Origin of the sequence: Fibrobacter sp. UWH1 (genome assembly GCF_002210365.1) — a bacterium.
Taxonomy (GTDB): domain Bacteria; phylum Fibrobacterota; class Fibrobacteria; order Fibrobacterales; family Fibrobacteraceae; genus Fibrobacter.
In genome coordinates this window covers 22,428-39,811 of record NZ_MWQG01000030.1, presented here as the reverse complement: position 1 = coordinate 39,811, position 17,384 = coordinate 22,428, and the positions used below count along the sequence as shown (strand labels likewise).

General features: G+C 49.3%; 13 protein-coding genes. 10 read left to right on the top strand and 3 right to left on the bottom strand.

Annotated elements, in window-relative coordinates; genetic code table 11:
• Window positions 1-269 (top strand): hypothetical protein (locus B7992_RS16750; RefSeq protein WP_217897611.1); only part of this gene is annotated, 269 nt, incomplete at its 5' end.
• Between the two features lie 219 nt (window positions 270-488).
• Window positions 489-1,286 (top strand): PD-(D/E)XK nuclease family transposase, encoded by a 798-nt coding sequence (locus B7992_RS12450; RefSeq protein WP_088666421.1) that lies wholly within the window; start codon window positions 489-491, stop codon window positions 1,284-1,286.
• Here B7992_RS12450 and B7992_RS16745 read toward each other — a convergent pair.
• Both B7992_RS16745 and B7992_RS12445 read right to left on the bottom strand, forming a co-directional pair.
• Window positions 1,283-1,438 (bottom strand): hypothetical protein, encoded by a 156-nt coding sequence (locus tag B7992_RS16745; protein ID WP_170932261.1) that lies wholly within the window; start codon window positions 1,436-1,438, stop codon window positions 1,283-1,285. The genes B7992_RS12450 and B7992_RS16745 overlap by 4 nt on opposite strands.
• Before the next feature lie 12 nt (window positions 1,439-1,450).
• The gene (locus tag B7992_RS12445) at window positions 1,451-3,229 is read right to left on the bottom strand and encodes a hypothetical protein (protein WP_088666420.1); all 1,779 of its coding nucleotides are present in this window, start codon (window positions 3,227-3,229) and stop codon (window positions 1,451-1,453) included.
• Window positions 3,230-3,500: 271 nt separating this feature from the next.
• On the opposite strand from B7992_RS12445, the gene B7992_RS12440 reads away from it, so the two are divergent.
• Window positions 3,501-3,683, top strand: a complete 183-nt coding sequence (locus tag B7992_RS12440; protein ID WP_139258220.1) for a hypothetical protein — start codon at window positions 3,501-3,503, stop codon at window positions 3,681-3,683.
• A 361-nt stretch (window positions 3,684-4,044) separates the two neighbouring features.
• Here B7992_RS12440 and B7992_RS12435 read toward each other — a convergent pair whose 3' ends face one another.
• A complete protein-coding gene (locus B7992_RS12435; protein WP_073287559.1) occupies window positions 4,045-5,523 on the bottom strand; it encodes a GGDEF domain-containing protein in 1,479 nt (492 codons plus the stop codon).
• Window positions 5,524-5,869: 346 nt separating this feature from the next.
• Here B7992_RS12435 and B7992_RS12430 point away from each other — a divergent pair, with 346 nt between their 5' ends.
• The 7 genes from B7992_RS12430 (at window position 5,870) to B7992_RS12405 (ending at window position 17,366) form a co-directional block, all read left to right on the top strand.
• Window positions 5,870-6,886 carry a hypothetical protein gene (locus B7992_RS12430; RefSeq protein WP_088666419.1) on the top strand — a complete coding sequence of 339 codons (1,017 nt, stop codon included), beginning with the start codon at window positions 5,870-5,872 and terminating at the stop codon, window positions 6,884-6,886.
• Window positions 6,887-6,894: 8 nt separating this feature from the next.
• Window positions 6,895-7,038, top strand: coding sequence for a hypothetical protein (locus B7992_RS16740; RefSeq protein ID WP_176421946.1), 144 nt, complete (start codon window positions 6,895-6,897; stop codon window positions 7,036-7,038).
• 526 nt (window positions 7,039-7,564) lie between these two features.
• The gene (locus B7992_RS12425; RefSeq protein ID WP_073157357.1) at window positions 7,565-8,338 is read left to right on the top strand and encodes a DUF6261 family protein; all 774 of its coding nucleotides are present in this window, start codon (window positions 7,565-7,567) and stop codon (window positions 8,336-8,338) included.
• Window positions 8,339-8,702: 364 nt separating this feature from the next.
• Complete coding sequence (gene ispF, locus B7992_RS12420; RefSeq protein WP_073157352.1) at window positions 8,703-9,188, top strand: 2-C-methyl-D-erythritol 2,4-cyclodiphosphate synthase; 486 nt, start codon at window positions 8,703-8,705, stop codon at window positions 9,186-9,188.
• Between the two features lie 182 nt (window positions 9,189-9,370).
• A complete protein-coding gene (locus B7992_RS12415) occupies window positions 9,371-11,074 on the top strand; it encodes a Na/Pi cotransporter family protein (RefSeq protein ID WP_073235707.1) in 1,704 nt (567 codons plus the stop codon).
• Between the two features lie 132 nt (window positions 11,075-11,206).
• The gene (locus B7992_RS12410; protein WP_088666418.1) at window positions 11,207-13,570 is read left to right on the top strand and encodes an ATP-binding protein; all 2,364 of its coding nucleotides are present in this window, start codon (window positions 11,207-11,209) and stop codon (window positions 13,568-13,570) included.
• A 52-nt stretch (window positions 13,571-13,622) separates the two neighbouring features.
• Complete coding sequence (locus tag B7992_RS12405) at window positions 13,623-17,366, top strand: SNF2-related protein (RefSeq protein ID WP_088666417.1); 3,744 nt, start codon at window positions 13,623-13,625, stop codon at window positions 17,364-17,366.
• Window positions 17,367-17,384: the final 18 nt, after the last annotated feature.

The following is a 17,384-nucleotide window of genomic DNA, read 5'->3' as shown; positions in this document are numbered from 1 at the left end:
TAAGTAAGATTGAGTTATATTTGGATGAGTATGTCAGCCGCAAGGCATTGGAGGAGCTGAAGATGGCTTTCCAGAGTATTGGACAAAGGCTTGGCTTTGTGAGCGCCGGAGACGAATACCGCGCCCTTGAACGCAAGGTTCGCAGGATGGAGTCGGCAAGCAAGGCAAAAGATGCGAAACTGGCCAATCAGACCAAAGCTCTTGCCGATAATGCGGCTGAAATTGCTGCTCTCAAGGCAGAAATCGAACGGCTTAAGAGTGGCAAATAGCTGCTGCAAGCATTTCGCATAACGTCAGGACCCCTCGCGGGTCCTTTTTTTATTGTATAAAATGAAAACCCCCAGCCGGAGGGTTCCTTTTTTGTTTTTGGGATGAAAAAAATCAAAAAAAACGGGAGTGTCGTCTTGAAAAAGTCGTGTTATATAGCAGGTGGAAAATTCACTCCGCCTCAACTGCTATTTGGCATTTGAACAAGAATAAAGAGTAACATGACACGAGAAGAATTTGCCGAACTTTTGAAAAAATTGAGGGTGGCGAATGAAAATGGGGCAAGACCCGAGGATCTTGATAACATCTTTCAGCCTTATGCTGACCGGAATGTGTATATCTACAACGATGCTTGCATCAAGAAAATTCTAGCAAGCAATGAAAATCTTGACTTGACCACGGATCTGGTGAATGCAGCTCTTAATTTGCAAGGCGAAGAACGTATAGAGAATCCGACACTCACGAATCCTTACATTCCCGGAGAACTTGGCTTTAAGAACGTTGAACCTGATGTTTTGCTGCGGAAAGTTCATCCTGTATATTGCGGAACAAAGCCTCCTGATGATATCATCTCAGTGGAGGTTCAGCACAATGGTAGCTCGATTTTTAGCGATCGGTTGATGCTTTATGTTGCCCGTCATACAAGCCGTATGGTGCCCCCAAACGACATGCGTCCGCTGGACAACTTGAATCTAATTAGCTTTCAACTTTTCGATACGTACCCGTGGAAAGTTTGCAAGGATTACCGTTATACAATCCAGATGCGGACTCAGAACGATCTCGTGTATTTCAGTAAACAGACAATCACCCTCGTGGAGGTGAAAAAGTTCTTGAAACACGCTGAGTACTTCAAGGATGACCATAGTCGGCTGGCTCAGTGGCTTCGTGCTATTGACGCTTTGAATAGGGAAGAATCTGCGGCCTTTGCAAGGTATGAAAAAAATTACCACCGAATTTTATTGCATAAAAAAGACCCGACTTCAATGAGGCCGGGCTTTTTCAAGATTCTCGAAACTTAGGCGTTCTTCTTGTTTTCAACATCGAAGTTGAGGCCGAACTCGCCTTCGTATTCCGGAACATCGGGACCCTCACCAGAGCCTGCAAGCAGGGAAGATTCAAACTTCATGTCGACGATGGTCATTTTCGGTGCGACGTATTCTTTCATTTCCATTTTCCTATTCCCTTATTTGATAATGACCTTTTGGCCCTTGTTGTAATATGTTCCCTTGACTGTGGGCTTCTTGTTCATCATGCGGCCCTTCATGTCAAACCACTTGTTTTCGTCCATGGAAATTTCACCGGTTGTGGTGTTCATGGTGCCGATGGCGGTTGTTGATCCGTCGCCATCAATAAACTTGACGGTGATGGTTTCTGGAAGATCTTCTTCTGCGATTTCGGCGCCGGCTGCAGCCTTGGCAAGAACGCCTGCGCTGTTGTACTTGAGGTAGGCGCGCATGGGCGGAACAGTTGCTCCTGTACCCGCCTTTATGAACTGGCCTGCGGTAATATTGTCTCCTTGAGAATTTGCGGCGAAGCCATAGACGCCTTTCTTTGTATTTTCGTCAAAGGAGATCTTTTCGTAGGTGCCCATAAGTTTCCAAATGCCAGGAGCGTTTGACTCGAAGGGAAGGGAGGCTATGCCGCTGGATGTGTTTAAAACGTAACTACAGGATCCGTTCCATTGGTTCGTTGCGCGGAAATGAATGTTTTCTTGTGCAGCTATTGCGAAGTATGGCGTATTAGCTTTAAGTTCGTTATCTTGTGAGTTTCCCTCTATGTAAATGGTCCAGTCTTCGCCATTTTTTCCCAGGTACAATGCTTTGTAAAAAGCTGCTCCTTCATAACATCCATATGTGGCGTCGAAAGGAAGGACTATTGTTGTGGCTGCTAAAGGGGCATTCCAAGCGTTGCCGATTACAAATTCCCTATTGTAAGCAATAGAGTCTACAACGACGTCTTCAGGAATATCCAGCGTCTGCAGTCTTGCATCGCTCTTGCCGTCGATACAGGCTGTTCTTACATACTGTGCATCACCGTTGTCATCAAAAACAGGGTTTCCTTCGGCGTCTTTCACGAGTACATTTTTAACTTCAAAAATGCCATCGCCATCCTGGAAACATTCTACATCTTCGATAACGTCCATTGATGCGGAGAGCAAGTCGGAGTCGTCAGCTGCGGGTGCAAAGGACAATCCCGGTGCGGCCTTTGCCAAAACACCATTGCTGTTGTAAACTAAATAAGCGCGAAGGGGCGGAACGCTAGCGTCTGCACCAGCCTTCTTAAATTCACCAATCTTTCCTTTTGTTTTTTCGCCTACAAAACCATAGGAATTCTTACGTTCTGTATCGTTCGCGTCCCAGGTCTTTGTGGTGTAAACACCCCTGAATTCCCAGGTTCCGTTTAAACCAGTGGGTGCCTTGGGATCCGGGTCTGCTGAATAATTGGTAGAGGCTGCACCATCAGTAGTTTTCAGGTCAAATGTACAACTATTTCCGCCCAGTTTGAAATATAATCCGTTACTATCCTCTTCACTAAATTCAATTAGGTAAGGATGGTTTGCTTCAAATCCGGCGGAAGAGGTTACAATTGGATTTGTAAGTACAGTCCAATTTGTTTTTGTGTTTATATAAATTTTTCGAATATTGCTTAAGTTCGCGCCGGTAGCTGTCGGTTTGCATCCTTGAGATGGATATACGGGCAATACAATAGTTTGTTTTGCGGATGTAGCAGAATTTTTTCTGAAGTAATAAACAGAGTCCACGGTTTCAGTTTCTGTAATTACTACTGGATCGTTGTGGTTGGGGCCGTCGGCATCGATAACAGCGAAGCATTTAGAACCAGCCTTCTGGATAGAAATAGGTCCGTACTGTTTCGGAGTGTCAGTACAGGTGGTGGCAGCCTGGGCGACGGAGAATGCTCCGGCGATAGCAACTGCTGCTGAAATTTTTAGGGTACGTATCATGTTGTTCCCACTTCTTAGGTAAAATTCAGTTCCAAATTTAGTTAAGTGGTCTCTTGGTGTCACTAAAAAAAAGTCGCAATAGATTGGAATATAGGGGAAAAAGGTGTTTTTTTTTAGGAGTGTAAAATTTTTATAAAAATCGTAGTGATGAATATCACAAGGGGGTTGGAAAAAAATTTACAGCTTATAATCCGTATTTTTATTTTTGTAACAAAATAAACCAGGTGGAAACATTATGTTAATAAAATGGACTCCCACTGCAGAAGTAAATATGGTTAAAAATTCTCGTGGCTGTTATCAGATTAGAGCGGCTGCGGATCTTTATCGCCTCAATTCTATAAAGACCGTTGATCCTTCTGTTGGTGGCGAAGTGATTGACCCGGAAGAAGAAACCTTCCAATCGTGGTTCCTTCTACAGCAAGCAAGTAATCGTCAAGTAAGGAGTGAAAAATGAATATTAACGAAAATATCGAAAAGAAAGAATACGTCCTCCTCAAATGACCGTTTTGAAGATGGACGGTGTTGCGACTCCGCTCTGTTGTTCTGATAATTGCGGTTATGGTTCCCAGTCGCTTAATGATGAAGGTGAATCCCTGGATTAACTTTCGTTCTATCGATACGAGAACGTTCTTGTAACACTCTAGTCGAAGCAGAACAAATACAGCGTTAAAAAATCCCGCAGAGCCTGCGGGATTTTTTTGTATCCTTCACGAAAAAGTCGGGGCGATTTCCTTATTTCGGGGGCGACTTTTTTCCCAGCACTCACGAATAAATGTTGGTTTTAAATAGGGAAGAATTTTGGGGATTGTTTTCGCTTAACCGCGGTAGAACGTGAAGGACTTGCCGGGAACTTTCTTGCTTTCGTAAGTGCAAGCGTCCGCCTGCTTGTAAAGCTCATCGAAGTTTGCTTCGCCGCCCTTTGCGATAGTTGCACCTAGGCTTACAGAAATGCGATAATCTTCAAGGCCCTTCACCTGGGTGTTTTCCAGCGTATTAAAGAATCTCTGGATAACCCTTGCGCCCAGTTCCTCGGTAGTGATATCCTTGGCGAAAAGCACAAATTCGTCACCGCCCAAGCGCATCAGAATGTCGTTGTCGCGGAAAGCCTTGCGCAGTGCCTTTGCGGTAGCGATAATCACCTCGTCGCCAGCCTGATGCCCCAGCGTATCATTCACCTGCTTGAACTTGTCGATGTCGAAAAGGCAGAACATACCATCCACCTTGTTGAACAATTTTTCCTTGATCTTGGTGGATCCGGCCTGGCGGTTGAACAATCCCGTCATGGCGTCGGTTTCTGCCATGGAAGTCAAGTGTGCTTCGCGGTTCTTCTGTTCGTCGATATTTTCAACCACATAGATGACGCGGTGCAGAACTTCTTCTTCGCTATCTTTCACGGCGATGAAACGTGCGCGGCACCATCCGAAATGTTTTCCCAAAAATTCGTGGGTGATGGTGTTCTTGTCCTTCAGTCGATCCTTCAGGGTGGTCATGTCGGTAAAGGCGAGAACCTCTTCCAAGTAGTCGGGATCCGTGGTGGCTTCCATCACTTTTTTGACGCAAACGGTAAAATTCTTTTCGGTGGGCAGGGAGTCCTGGATAAACTGGTTGGTTCGCATCATGGTGAACTCGTCGGTATCCATGTCGACCTGCGCCATAGAAATGTAGATGTTGGCCATGGACTTCCACTGCAACAACTGCATCTTGCGTTCCTTACTGTTGGCCAGGTTTTCGCGATGCTCAAAAACAAAACGCTCCAGCAAGGCCTTTTTCACGCAGCAGCCCAGGAATATACCCACGCAAGAGAAAATGGTCGAATTGACAATTTCCTGCATGCGGATTGCGGCGGGTTTTATGTCGGTGCCGTAATAGAGGGCGATAAACGATAGGGCGACAACGATGGTAAGGACTGTTACTCGGAAAGGCCTTGTGGCGAAAAGTTGAGGTACGATCAGGTACATGCCGAATAGGGTAATGGTCAACTGTTCCGGGGAATTGACGAACGTCAGGAACATGCCTGCGGCATAAAGCGCACACTCGAACGCAAATTCCAATGAGTGCAGAAGTTGTGGGAATCTGGGCACGAGCAACTTGTTGGCCAGAAAGATCACTATGGACAGAACCAGGGCTGCGATGTAACCCGTGGCCTTCTGCGAAATACCGTTGATGTCTGCTGAAAGTGCAGCCGCGGTCGCCGCTGCGAAAGCTGCCATGGAAAGCAACGAAAACGCATTTAGGGTTCTGCGGTTTCTGCTATCGATGGCCTCCTGGGAGGCTCGAAGCTCCTGGGGATTCATATGCGCATTTACGAGAAAACTCTTGATTTCTGTAAACATAAGACACCAAACTTTTTTTAAAGGCTATGAAAAAGATAGGAATAAATCAATGAAAAAGTGTAAGTTTTTTGTAAGTGCCTTGAAAAAATATGTTTTTTATTATGGACATCAAAAATCAAGTGCTAAATGTGATAGAACATACAGAAAAAGCAGGCCGAATATTGCCATATATATGGTAAAACCTAAATTTGGGACGAAAAGTTTTTAGGTCGTAAAGAACATAGCCCAATTTTAAAATATTGAAAATTTTTTTCTGTTTTTTTAAATTTACCCTGGTTTGGTAATGTTATCAAAGGGAGTCTTAAGAATGAAACGTTTGTTCCTTTCTCTGTTTGCAGGCGCGCTGGCCGTGTCCGCTTTTGCAGTAGATGTGGATGGAAGCCCGTTGGCTGAGCTGAATAAGCTTGCTGAAGGCAGTGTGAAGTTTGATAGCGTGAATGGCAAGTTGGTGGCTACCGTTCTTGAAGCTCAAAGAACTTTCAACATTAGTAAAGATGTTGTGGTGGATTCTGTAAAATTGGGACGTAAGTTTCAAAATGGTGTTTCCGCAACCGTTATGCTGCCTTTTAAGATTGCTCCGGGTAATGTTTCCGGTGCGACATTCAACAGGTTGGCTAGTGTAGATGTTGATAACGCAAGGGTTGGCTTGTATAGAGAAGATCAGTTTGTTTTTTCTTATGCGGCTTATATCGTTGTGCCTGAGGGTGAAACGATCTCTTTCAACGAATCTCCCGTAACATTATTGGCTACCGTTGATACAAATACTGCTGGCAATGCCTGGAATAATCCGTGTGCAAATAACGGCGGATGGCGAATGATGGGAACCACGACCCTTAAGGGCTGGAAGAATGGCGGCAAGTATGAGGACGAAATTGGCAAGGTGTATGGATTCGCTGGCTTTGCTCTTTCTGAAGCCGATGCTCAGAATTATGTGGATGGCGCAGGTTCTGTCCAAGTTGGCCAGTTTATAAAGGTCAAGTCCGGTGTCGCTGTGGATCCGATGCGCGGATACATGATGCAGGGTGAATGCGGTGATGGTCGCGCTCAAAACAAGCCTGCCGTTCCTGGCAGCGAGCCGCTTTTTGCTCCGGCTGTTTCTGTTGAAGACCTGCCCGAAACCTTCTCTGTTTATATCGTGAATCCGTCCGTTCCTGGCGCAGGTTCCGATGAAAACGGTGACGAAGACGTCACTGCAATCAAGACTGTCAAGACTACTGCAGCTTCCAAGGCTGGTCGCTGGCATGATGCCGCTGGCCGTAGCCTGAATACGCCTAAGGCTCATGGCGTTTACGTTAACGACCGCACACCGGTAATGGTCAAGTAGGGGGAATCATGAACGTGAAAATCGAAAAGAAAGAATACGAAGCTCCCCAGATGACTGTGGTGGATGTTCAGACTGCGGCTCCCTTGCTGAGTGCCAGTCAGAGTGATCCTGCAGATGATGAAGGTTGGGACTCTTTCAAGAGGTTGAATTAGTCAAAATCCAAAAACATTGCAGTTTCCGCAAAACGGAATTTTGCAAATTTTAAAAACGGAGTGCCTTTCCTGCGAAGGAAAAGGGCTCTGCCAAGCAAAATCCCGCCTTCTCAAAGGCGGGATTTTGCTTTGTCAAGAAATTTTGTGCTTTCCGTGAAACGGAATTCCGCTCTGTCGAAAAAATTTGCACTTTCCGTGAGACGTAATTCCGCTCTGCCGTAAAATGTTGCACTTTCACTGCGGTGGAAAAACGCTCTGCACGAAAAAAATGCACTCATTCCCTCAGGGAAAAGTGCTCTGCATTCGAAAAAAGTGGCAAGGATGTGAGGGGAATGGGCTCTGCCATACAAAGGAATAAATTTTTTTTTGCGATAAAATTGGCTTTTTTGAACGAAAAATGCAGATTTTGGAAAAATGTTCAAAAAAATCCTGAAATTCTTGGTCTGGAAAAAACGAACTTTGTAGTTTATGCTTGTCTCAACAAACGAACGTTATGTTGATAACGTAAAAATAAAGAGGTAAAAATATGAATGAATTCAAGAAGATCAAGAACATCCATTATAAAACCATGCGCAACGATGAGTTCAAGGGAATTCACAGCGCGGGCGTGCAGTTCGCCAAGGAGTTGACTGCCCAGCAGATGCTACCCCTGGTCAGGGACTACGAGTTGGCTTACAATGAGTTCAGCAGATACATGGACAAGAATGCAGACGAATCAGTTGGCCATGTGGCCAGCTTGCTGCACGAGGAACGACGCAACCTGTTCTCTAAGTGCCGCAAGGCGGCCAGCGTGGCTTCGGACTATCCTAACGAGGGTGCCGCAGAAGCCGGGGCCAAGGTGTGGAAGATATTTGAACATTCGAATATGTCTCGCTTGAACCAGGTGCAGATGACGGGCTACGTGGATGACGTCGTGAACGGCCTGCGGGGCCTTGGCGAAGATGTGCTGAACGCCTGCGGTTTCAAGACCTGGGTGGATCGCCTTGACGAAGCCAACAAGAACTTCGAAAGGGCTGCCATGGATCGTAATGCGGAAAATGGCCAGCGGGAACATGAGTGTGGCCTCAAGCTTCGCCGCAAGTGCTCCCTGGCTTTTGAACTGGTTGCGTTCCAGGCTGTGGTTCTTGCTGCGCAGGGGGATGCTTCCTGTGACAAGTTCATCGATTCCGTGAACGATGCGGTCAAGACCAAGCTGGCTCAGGTCGATAGCCGACGAACCCGCGGCAAGACGGCCAAGCTGGCTGACGACTCGGTAACTGAAAATCCGGCTACCGAGGAGATAAAGGAACATGCTGCATAAAAACTCCTTAATCGGAACACATTTTAACCCCGACCTTCAGAAAGGCCGGGAATTTTTTTTGCTTTTTGTTATTTTTCAGCGCTGGAGAAAATTTTAAGAAGGAATTTTGGCTTATGAAAAAGTTTATAGCCTTTACTTTTGCGTCTCGCGGTTCTTTCTGTAACAATGCACTTCGTCTCTTCTGGAATGTAGCCAGGATTGCGGTTATGGCTTCCAGTCGCTTAATGATGAAGGTGAGTCTTTGGACTAATTAACAGACTTAAATATCGTCGTTCTACAAACATTCAAAATCTCCCCGGCAGCTTGAAAAACGCAACCCGGGGATTTTTTATATTTCCTAGCGTAAATAAAAGAGGTTTTAAATATGGATAAGATTTATCGTTCTGGCATTGGTTTTGACGTTCACAAGTTGGTGGAAGGCCGCAAGTGCATTATCGGCGGCGTAGACATTCCCTACGAAAAGGGTTTGCTGGGCCATAGCGATGCCGACGTGCTGCTCCACGCCATTAGCGACGCCCTGCTGGGTGCCGCAGGCCTGGGCGACATCGGAACCTACTTCCCGGACACCGACCCTGCCTTCAAGGGTGCCGACAGTCTGGAGCTCTTGCGCAAGGTGGGTGAGGAAGTGGCGAAGGCTGGCTACGACATCATCAATATCGACGCCATTGTCATGTGCGAACGCCCCAAGGTGAACCCCCACAAGGACCAGATGAAGGCAAACATCGCCCGCGTGCTGAACCTCGACGTAAAGCAGATCGGCATCAAGGGCACCACCACCGAAAAGTTGGGCTTTACTGGCCGCGGTGAAGGCATTGCCAGCCAGGCTGTTGCCATGGTCCGTTCCAAATAAGCACATGTTTTTCTATATTTAGCCGCACTTGATACAAACAGAAAACTACGCCGTGAGCCCGGACTAGCAGAACTACTGTGAAAGCGCTCTTGCGAATGCGAATCCGCTTGTACGATCCGATAACGGCGCAAAACTCGGCCCTGTGGATGGGCTAGATAGGAAAATATATGCCCGCTGTGGACATGAAACTCGCTGTGCTCACCCTTCTTGGGTGTCTTGCACTTTTGATGTTCGGTATGAAGACCATGTCTGAAGGTCTTCAGAAACTCACCGGAAACACTCTGCGTACCATGCTGGGTACCATGACTAAACACCGCGTAATGGGTGTGGCCACCGGTACCGCAGTCACTGCCACCATCCAGTCTTCTACCGCTACTACCGTGCTCACCGTGAGCTTCGTTAATGCTGGTCTGCTTACTTTGAAGCAGGCCATTTCTATTATCATGGGCGCCAACATCGGTACCACCATCTCTGGTTGGATCATGGTGCTGGGGTTCAAGTTCGACATGCTCTACCTGGTTTACCCCTGCTTTGTGCTGGGTATCATCATGAGCTACTCCAAGAAGAACGGGACCAAGAGCTTTAGTGAATTCCTGTTCGGCTTGGCCTTCATGCTGTTCGCCATTACCACCCTGCGAACCACGGGTGCCTCTATGCACCTGGGCGACATCCCGGCGGTGCAGAGCTTTGTGCAGTCCTGCGGCCAGTGGGGCTTTGCCAGCACCTTGCTGTTCTTGCTGATCGGTAGCATTATGACCATGTGTGTGCAGTCTTCTGCCGCAGTCATGGCCATCACCTTGATCCTCTGCTCCAGCGGCGCTCTCGAAATTTACCAGGGTATCGCTCTGGTGATGGGCGAGAACATCGGTACCACCGTCACTTCTAACGTGGTTGCCCTCAGTGCTTCGACCCAGGCTCGCCGTGCGGCCCTTGCCCATATGCTGTTTAACTTGTTCGGTGTGGTGTGGGTGCTCTGCGTGTTCCATCCCTTCATCAACTTGGTTTGCAGCCTGGTGGGTTTCGATCCTTCTATCAAGCCTTCTACTCCCGAAGAAGTCAAGGCCGCCCAGGATGGCGTTACCTTTGCGGTGGCAGGCTTCCATACCATGTTTAACGTGTGCAACGTGCTGATCCTGATCTGGTTCATCCAGCCCATGGAAAAGCTCATCTGCAAGATTATCAAGGACAAGGCCGACGACGACGAATTCCGTCTGAAGTTCATTACCGGCGGTATCCTCAGCACCGCAGAACTTTCTCTGTTCGAAGCCCGCAAGGAAATCGTGCTGTTCGCCCAGCGCTGCAAGAAGATGTTCAATATGGTGCCCGACCTTCTGACTACCAAGGACGAAAACGAGTTTACCAAGATCTTCAGCCGCATCGAAAAGTATGAAGGCATCAGTGACAGCATGGAAGTGGAAATCGCCAAGTACCTGAACCAGGTCAGCGAAGGCCGACTCTCCCTTGAAAGTAAGAGCAACATCCGTTCCATGCTCCGTGAAATTTCTGAAATGGAAAGTATCGGCGACGCCTGCTACAACATGGCCCGCGCCATCAACCACAAGTTCCGTAGCAAGGACGACTTTACCGAAGATCAGTACAAGCACATCAACCACATGATTGAACTGTGCAATGTGGCTCTGGACTATATGATCGAGGTGGAAGAGGGCAAGCCCGGTGCCGACTATAACCGTTCCCGCAATGTGGAAAATGAAATCAACAATTACCGCAAGAGCCTGAAGGAACGCAACGTAGTGGACATCAACGACAAGAAGTATGATTACCAGATGTCGGTGCACTACATGGATGTGGTGAATGCCTGTGAACACCTGGGCGACTACGTGATCAACGTGGTAGAAGCCCACGTGAACAAGAAGCAGACTTCCTAATTCAATCTTCTAGACGAAAATAGGCCCTGTTTGCGGTCTAGATTGGAGAGTCCCCTCCGGGGGACTTTTTTTTTGTTTATATTTCGTGATGTAAGATTTTTGTAATTTGCCGCATTTTTATAGAGGTGAGAAATGGCTGACAGTTCCGAGATTCTTGAGCAGGTTTTTGAGCATTCGAACCAGATTATTATCGTGTGCGATTATGTGACTCACGAGATTCTGTATGCGAACCCTGTTGCACGAAGCCTGGCCTTTATTCCCGGAGCCTCTGTGTCGGGGGCGGTCTGCCATAAGTATCTGGTGGGTCTGGATAACCCCTGCCCGTTCTGTCTGCTGGAAAAGATGGATGGCGAAAAGATCAAGGAAGACGAACTTGAAGTGGGCAAGCGCGTGCTGTCGCAGAAGTTCGTGGTTTCGGAATGGAAGGGACGCAAGGTCTTTATCGAGTACGCCTGGGACATTACCAACATCCGCCGTACCGAGAAGCTTTATGAAAGCCAGGTGAGCCTGCTGTTCGCTTCCATTCCCGATGCGTTTGGAATTTTCCACATGGATGTAACCGATAACGTGGTGCTTGGCCTGAACGGGAAGTCCCGCTCTGTAGAAAGCTTTAGGAACTGCCGTTCCGTAGACCAGTTGATTGCTTACATGGGACGTTTTATTCCCGATGAGGCGTCACAGATCCGCTTTGTGCAGAACTATTCTTGCGAAAAACTGCAGAAGTTCTTTGTAGACGGTAATATTTCCTTTGACCAGGAATACAACATTATTGTGGACGAGGTCTTGTCGCCTTGCCGTATTCATGTCCGTTTGCTGATGAATCCCAGAAATTCACACCTGGAATGCATCCTGTATGGCCTGGATATTACCCAGGAAAAGAAGGAAAAGGAACGCATGACCATGTTGCTGGATGAAGATAAATTCCGCAAGAAGGTTTTTGCCGCCCTGGAACGGGCTTACTTCTGTGTTTACTATGTGGATTTAACGTCGGGCAAGTTCCGCGAACTGGGACACACCGATGTGGATGCCATCAAGAGCTTCATCGGTCAGGAAGGGGATGCCCGTGAAAAGTTCAAGGTCATGAGCGAACAGATGGTGGAGCCCGGCTACGAACAGGTTATTACCGACTTTACCAACCTGGATACCTTGCCTTTGCGCATGGGTGGCCGCGAGTCCATTAGTGTCCGCTTCAAGGGTACATACATTGGCTGGGGTGAAGGTCAGTTCATTGCCATGGAACGTGATGACAATGGCCGCTGTATCAGTGTGCTGTGGGTGATCCGCTCTGTAAGCGACGAGGTGGCCCGTGAAGAAGTTTACAAGGCTCAGCTGAAGGCCGCAGCCCAGAAGGCGGAACGTGCCAGCGCCGCCAAGTCCAGCTTCTTGACCCGCATGTCCCATGATATCCGCACTCCCCTGAACGGAATCCTTGGTTTGCTGGAACTGGACGAGATGAAGAAAATCGAGGGCGAGGCCCGCGACGAGTTCCGCAAGAAATCCCGCACGGCGGCCAACCACTTGCTCTCCTTGCTGAACGACGTTCTGGAAATGAGCAAGCTGGAAGATGCAGACACGGTTCTGGCCGAGGAACCCTTCCACCTTTATGACTTGCTGTCGGATGTCTATACCATTGCCGGTTTGCGTGCTGTCGAAAATAACGTGACCCTGGATCATGACTGCGGCGTAAGCCTGAAGCATAGGGATCTTATTGGAAGCCCGCTGTATGTCCGTCAGATTTTTCTGAACTTGCTGACCAATGCCATCAAGTACAACAGGCACGGCGGCTCCGTGTTCTGCCATTCCGAGATGATTAGCGAAACGGAAGACCAGGTGGTGTACTGCTTCCACGTGGATGATACGGGCATTGGCATGAGCAGTGATTTTGTTCAGCATATCTTTGAACCGTTCGCCCAGGAGCACTCCGACGCCCGCAGCACCTACCAGGGATCCGGCATGGGCATGGCTATTGTAAAGCGCCTGGTAGACAAGATGAACGGCCATATCGAAGTCCATAGCGAAGAGGGTATGGGTACGCGCTTTGCCGTGACGGTCCCCTTCAAGATCAACCACAATCCCCTGGCTAGGGAAGAGGTTTCTACCGAGAATGTGTCGGTGGAAGGCATGCGTGTGCTGCTGGTGGAAGACAACGCCCTGAACATGGAAATCGCACAGAACTTCCTGGAAGACATGGGCCTGGTGGTGACTTGCGCTAACAATGGCGAAGAGGCGGTAAAGGTTTTCGAACGTACCCCTGAAGGTAGCCTGGATTTGATTCTGATGGACCTGATGATGCCTGTGATGAACGGCTATGACGCCACCAGGAGGATCCGCCTGTCTGAAAAGAAGGATGGCAACCTGATCCCCATTATTGCCCTGTCTGCTAACGCCTTTGCAGAAGACGCCCAGAAGTGCAAGGAAGTGGGCATGAACGGCCACCTGGCAAAGCCTATTAACGTAGCACAGCTGAAGCAGACCTTGGCTAAATTCAGAAAGTAGAGCGCGAAGAGCTGCACAAAAGTGCCGTAATTTTATTACATTTGCGCTCGTTATGGAATATGGAGTTTATGGAGGGACGTGGTGGAGCAAGAAGTGGCTCGACACCTTGCTTGCCGGCGTATCGTCCCATGATGTAGAGGTTGCCCTTAAATATGTGGCGAGGGGTCAAGTCACGTCGCTAGACGTGATGGATAACCGTGTGCGTTCCGAGGTGAAGGGCCCCAATGGGGGCTCCCACGACAACTACATCGTATTTCCCAAGTTCCCCAAGGAACAGGCCGATATTTTCGTAGGGCTCTTGAAGCAGCAGCCTGCAGACCTGGTGGCCATATCCCACGATTCCATCAACCCTTCCATCGAAATCCTGCTTGAAAAGAGCGGCCTTGCTCTGTTTGACGAAGCCAACCGGGTGAACATGAACTGCGATTGCAGGGATGCTCTGCCCTGCAAGTACGTGATTTCCACCTTTCTGAAAATGGCGGAAAAGATTGCCGCTGACCCGCTGGTGCTGTTCAAGATTCACGGTCTGGACCTGACGTTCCTGAAGGATTACAAGCCCGAGAATGTGGAAACGGATGTGCCCATGGAGCGGGCGCTGGTCCATGTGTTTCCCGGATTCCGCGAAGAGACGCCCCGCGTTCCCATGTTCCGTTTTGAGGACTGGCGGGACTATTCCCATGTGCTGCCGGCCATGCTCACCAACTTCCCGGATTTCTGCCCCGGCGGAAACTTCAAGAAGAGCTTTGTCGACGAACTGGAACGGTGCCGCAGCTTTTACAATCATTTCGAAACTTTCGAACAGTTCGCCCAGGACTTCGGCATTTATCACGCCCGCACCTTCCTTATGGAAAAGGAACGGCTGCAGGTTATCCATGCCAAGGGTTGGTCCTGGACTTTTGACCAGCTGGTAGAAGACCGCGTGGTGGCCTCTGGCCTTGCGGTAGAGAACATCATGGGGGCTCTGTGCCGCCTGAACCAGAGTTGCGTGTGGCATAACCATGTGACGGTGCGCTACCTGCACCAGCTTTTGACGGTGGCCTATTACCTTGTCCGTTGCGGTGCCATTTACCCCCAGGTGTTCTGGGTCAACAGCTTTACGGCACAAGTCCGCTGGCTCCCTGCCGAAATGCTCCCCGACGTCTTGAATGTGGTCATGGAACTGGAAAAGTTCGTGCCCGACGATTTCGCCTTTGACGAGAAGATGGTGGCCAAGGAAGGGGCTGAAGACGATTCCGGGAACCCGCCTGAAAAGGTGCCGGTGCGCAAGGAGTTGGCCCAGGCTGCCGAACATATCCTTTCCATTTTTATCGGTCGACTTTTGCGGTTTTCCCGCACGGCCCAGAGCAGCAAGAAAAGCGTTCACGACAACTTGCTGGGATTTTTCTTCGACTGCAAATCCGGGCGCCTGGCTGCCGGCGGCCTGAAGATCCCCTCAAAAATCCAGAAGTGGTTCTCGGTTTACAACTCCCTGGATTTCAACAATCAGATTGTGTTTGTCTGCGGTGAAGTGGGCAAGGCTGTTGGCCTGGAAGTTTTTGTGGAAGAGGATGGCGAGACCAAGGTGCGCTCGCCCCTGGCTAACCTTTTTGCCGCTAACGACCCGAGGCTTCTGGCGTTGATGAATGTGCTGAACTGCGTGGCCGAAACCTTTAAGCCTATGAAGGTTTATTTGGAAAATCGCGGGTCGGAAACGCTGATTTTGGAAGGTGCCGAATTAAAGGAATTCGTTACCTATGGAATCAAGAAGTTTGAAGTATTCGGCATCAAGACAGAACTGCCCAAGTCGCTGTTGAATATTGCCAAGCCCAAGGCCCAGATGAGGCTTAAGGGTAGCCTTGGCATTGGCGCCTTTAAGGCCAGCGACCTGTTGGACTTTGACTGGGAAGTGGCCCTTGGCGACGAGACTGTTTCTGCCCAGGAATTTTTGAAGCTGGCGAAGAACGCCGGCGGTCTTCTGAAGATGAAGTCCCAGTATGTGGAATACAGCGAAGACGACTTGAAGCTACTGGAACAGCGACTGCAAGACAAGAAGGCTTCTGGAAAGGCTGGTGCCGCTGGGGTGGATACGTCGGGTGAGGGCACAGCAGAAGGCTCGGAAAACGGCTCGTCTGAGGATTCGGAAGAAGAATCTTCACAGACCATATTCTCTACGGCACGTCTGCTGCAGGCTGCCTTGACGGGCCGCTGCGACGAAGTTCCCATTACCATGACCGACGGGTTGAAGGCCCAGCTGGATGAATGGCGTGCGGATACTTCCCTTACGTTACCCGAAGGTCTGAATGCCACATTGCGACCCTACCAAGAAAGAGGCTATGCCTGGATGCATAAGAATCTTGAAATGGGCTTTGGCTGTATCCTGGCCGACGACATGGGTCTTGGTAAGACTCTCCAGGTGATTACCTTCTTGCTGAAGATCAAGCAGGAAGGCAAGATTACACCCCGGGGGTGGTTTGATGAACAGGGTATCCCTGGCCCCGGCTCCGTGCTGGTGGTTGTGCCTGCAGGTCTTTTGTGCAACTGGAAAATGGAAGTGGCCCGCTTTGCGCCGGAGCTTTCCGTTTATACTTATCACGGCCCGGGACGCAAACTGGACAAGTTCCAGCACCATATTTTGCTGACCACTTATTCCACTTACCGCCTGGATCACAAGAAGTTGCGTGACATGCGCTGGCAGGTGGTGATTATTGACGAAGCCCAGAATATCAAGAATGCCGACAGTGAACAGAGCCGTCTGTTGCGAGCCCAGCAGGCTCCCATGAAAATTGCCATGAGCGGTACGCCTGTGGAGAACCGTCTGCTGGAATTCTGGACCATCATGGACTTCTGTAACCGCGGCTTTTTGCCGGGTCAGGCCGAGTTCCGCGACAAGTACGAGACTCCTATTCAGAAGTTCAATAACCAGGCGGTGGCCGAACGGTTCAAGAATCTTACCGCACCCTTTATGCTTCGCCGCATGAAGACTGACAAGACCATCATTAGCGACCTGCCCGATAAAATCCAGCAGGACGAATACGCCGAACTGACCAAGAGCCAGGCGGCTCTCTACAAGCATACCCTGGACGATTTTATGGCCCAGTTGGCGGCTATGAATGGGGAATCCGTCATTTCTATGGACGATTCCACGGCGGATGTCCTGGAAATGGCCGAAGTGCCGGCGGGTGGCAGCCTGTTCAAGCGCAAGGGTCTGATTCTTCAGATGATCATGGCCTTAAAGCAGATTTGCAACCATCCCAGAACATTCCTGAAGGTGGGGGAGGGCAAGGTGGAAGATTCCGGAAAGCTCCGTATGCTTTTGGACCTGCTGGCCTCTATCCAGGAACAGGGCGAAAAGACTTTAATCTTTACCCAGTTCCGCGAAATGGGCGACCTGCTCCAGGAAGTGATTCAGCGAGAAATGGGGCTGCAGGTGGATTTCTATCACGGCGGCTGTTCCCAGACCCAGCGTAATGCCATGGTGAAGAACTTCCAGGAAAATCCTGATTCCAAGGTGCTGATTCTTTCTCTGAAGGCGGCGGGAACGGGCTTGAACCTGACGGCGGCTTCCCAGGTGATCCATTATGACTTGTGGTGGAACCCGGCTATCGAAGCCCAGGCCACGGACCGTGCCTTTAGAATCGGGCAGACCCGCAATGTGCAGGTCCACCGCTTTATTACCAAGGGTACTTTCGAAGAAAAGATCAACGCCCTGCTGGAATCCAAGAAGGCTATTGCCCAGATGACGGTGAACGCCGGCGAAACCTGGCTTGCCGACATGGACGACAAACAGCTAGACGAAATCTTCAGACTGGACGGATAAAAAAAACGGCCGCACGTC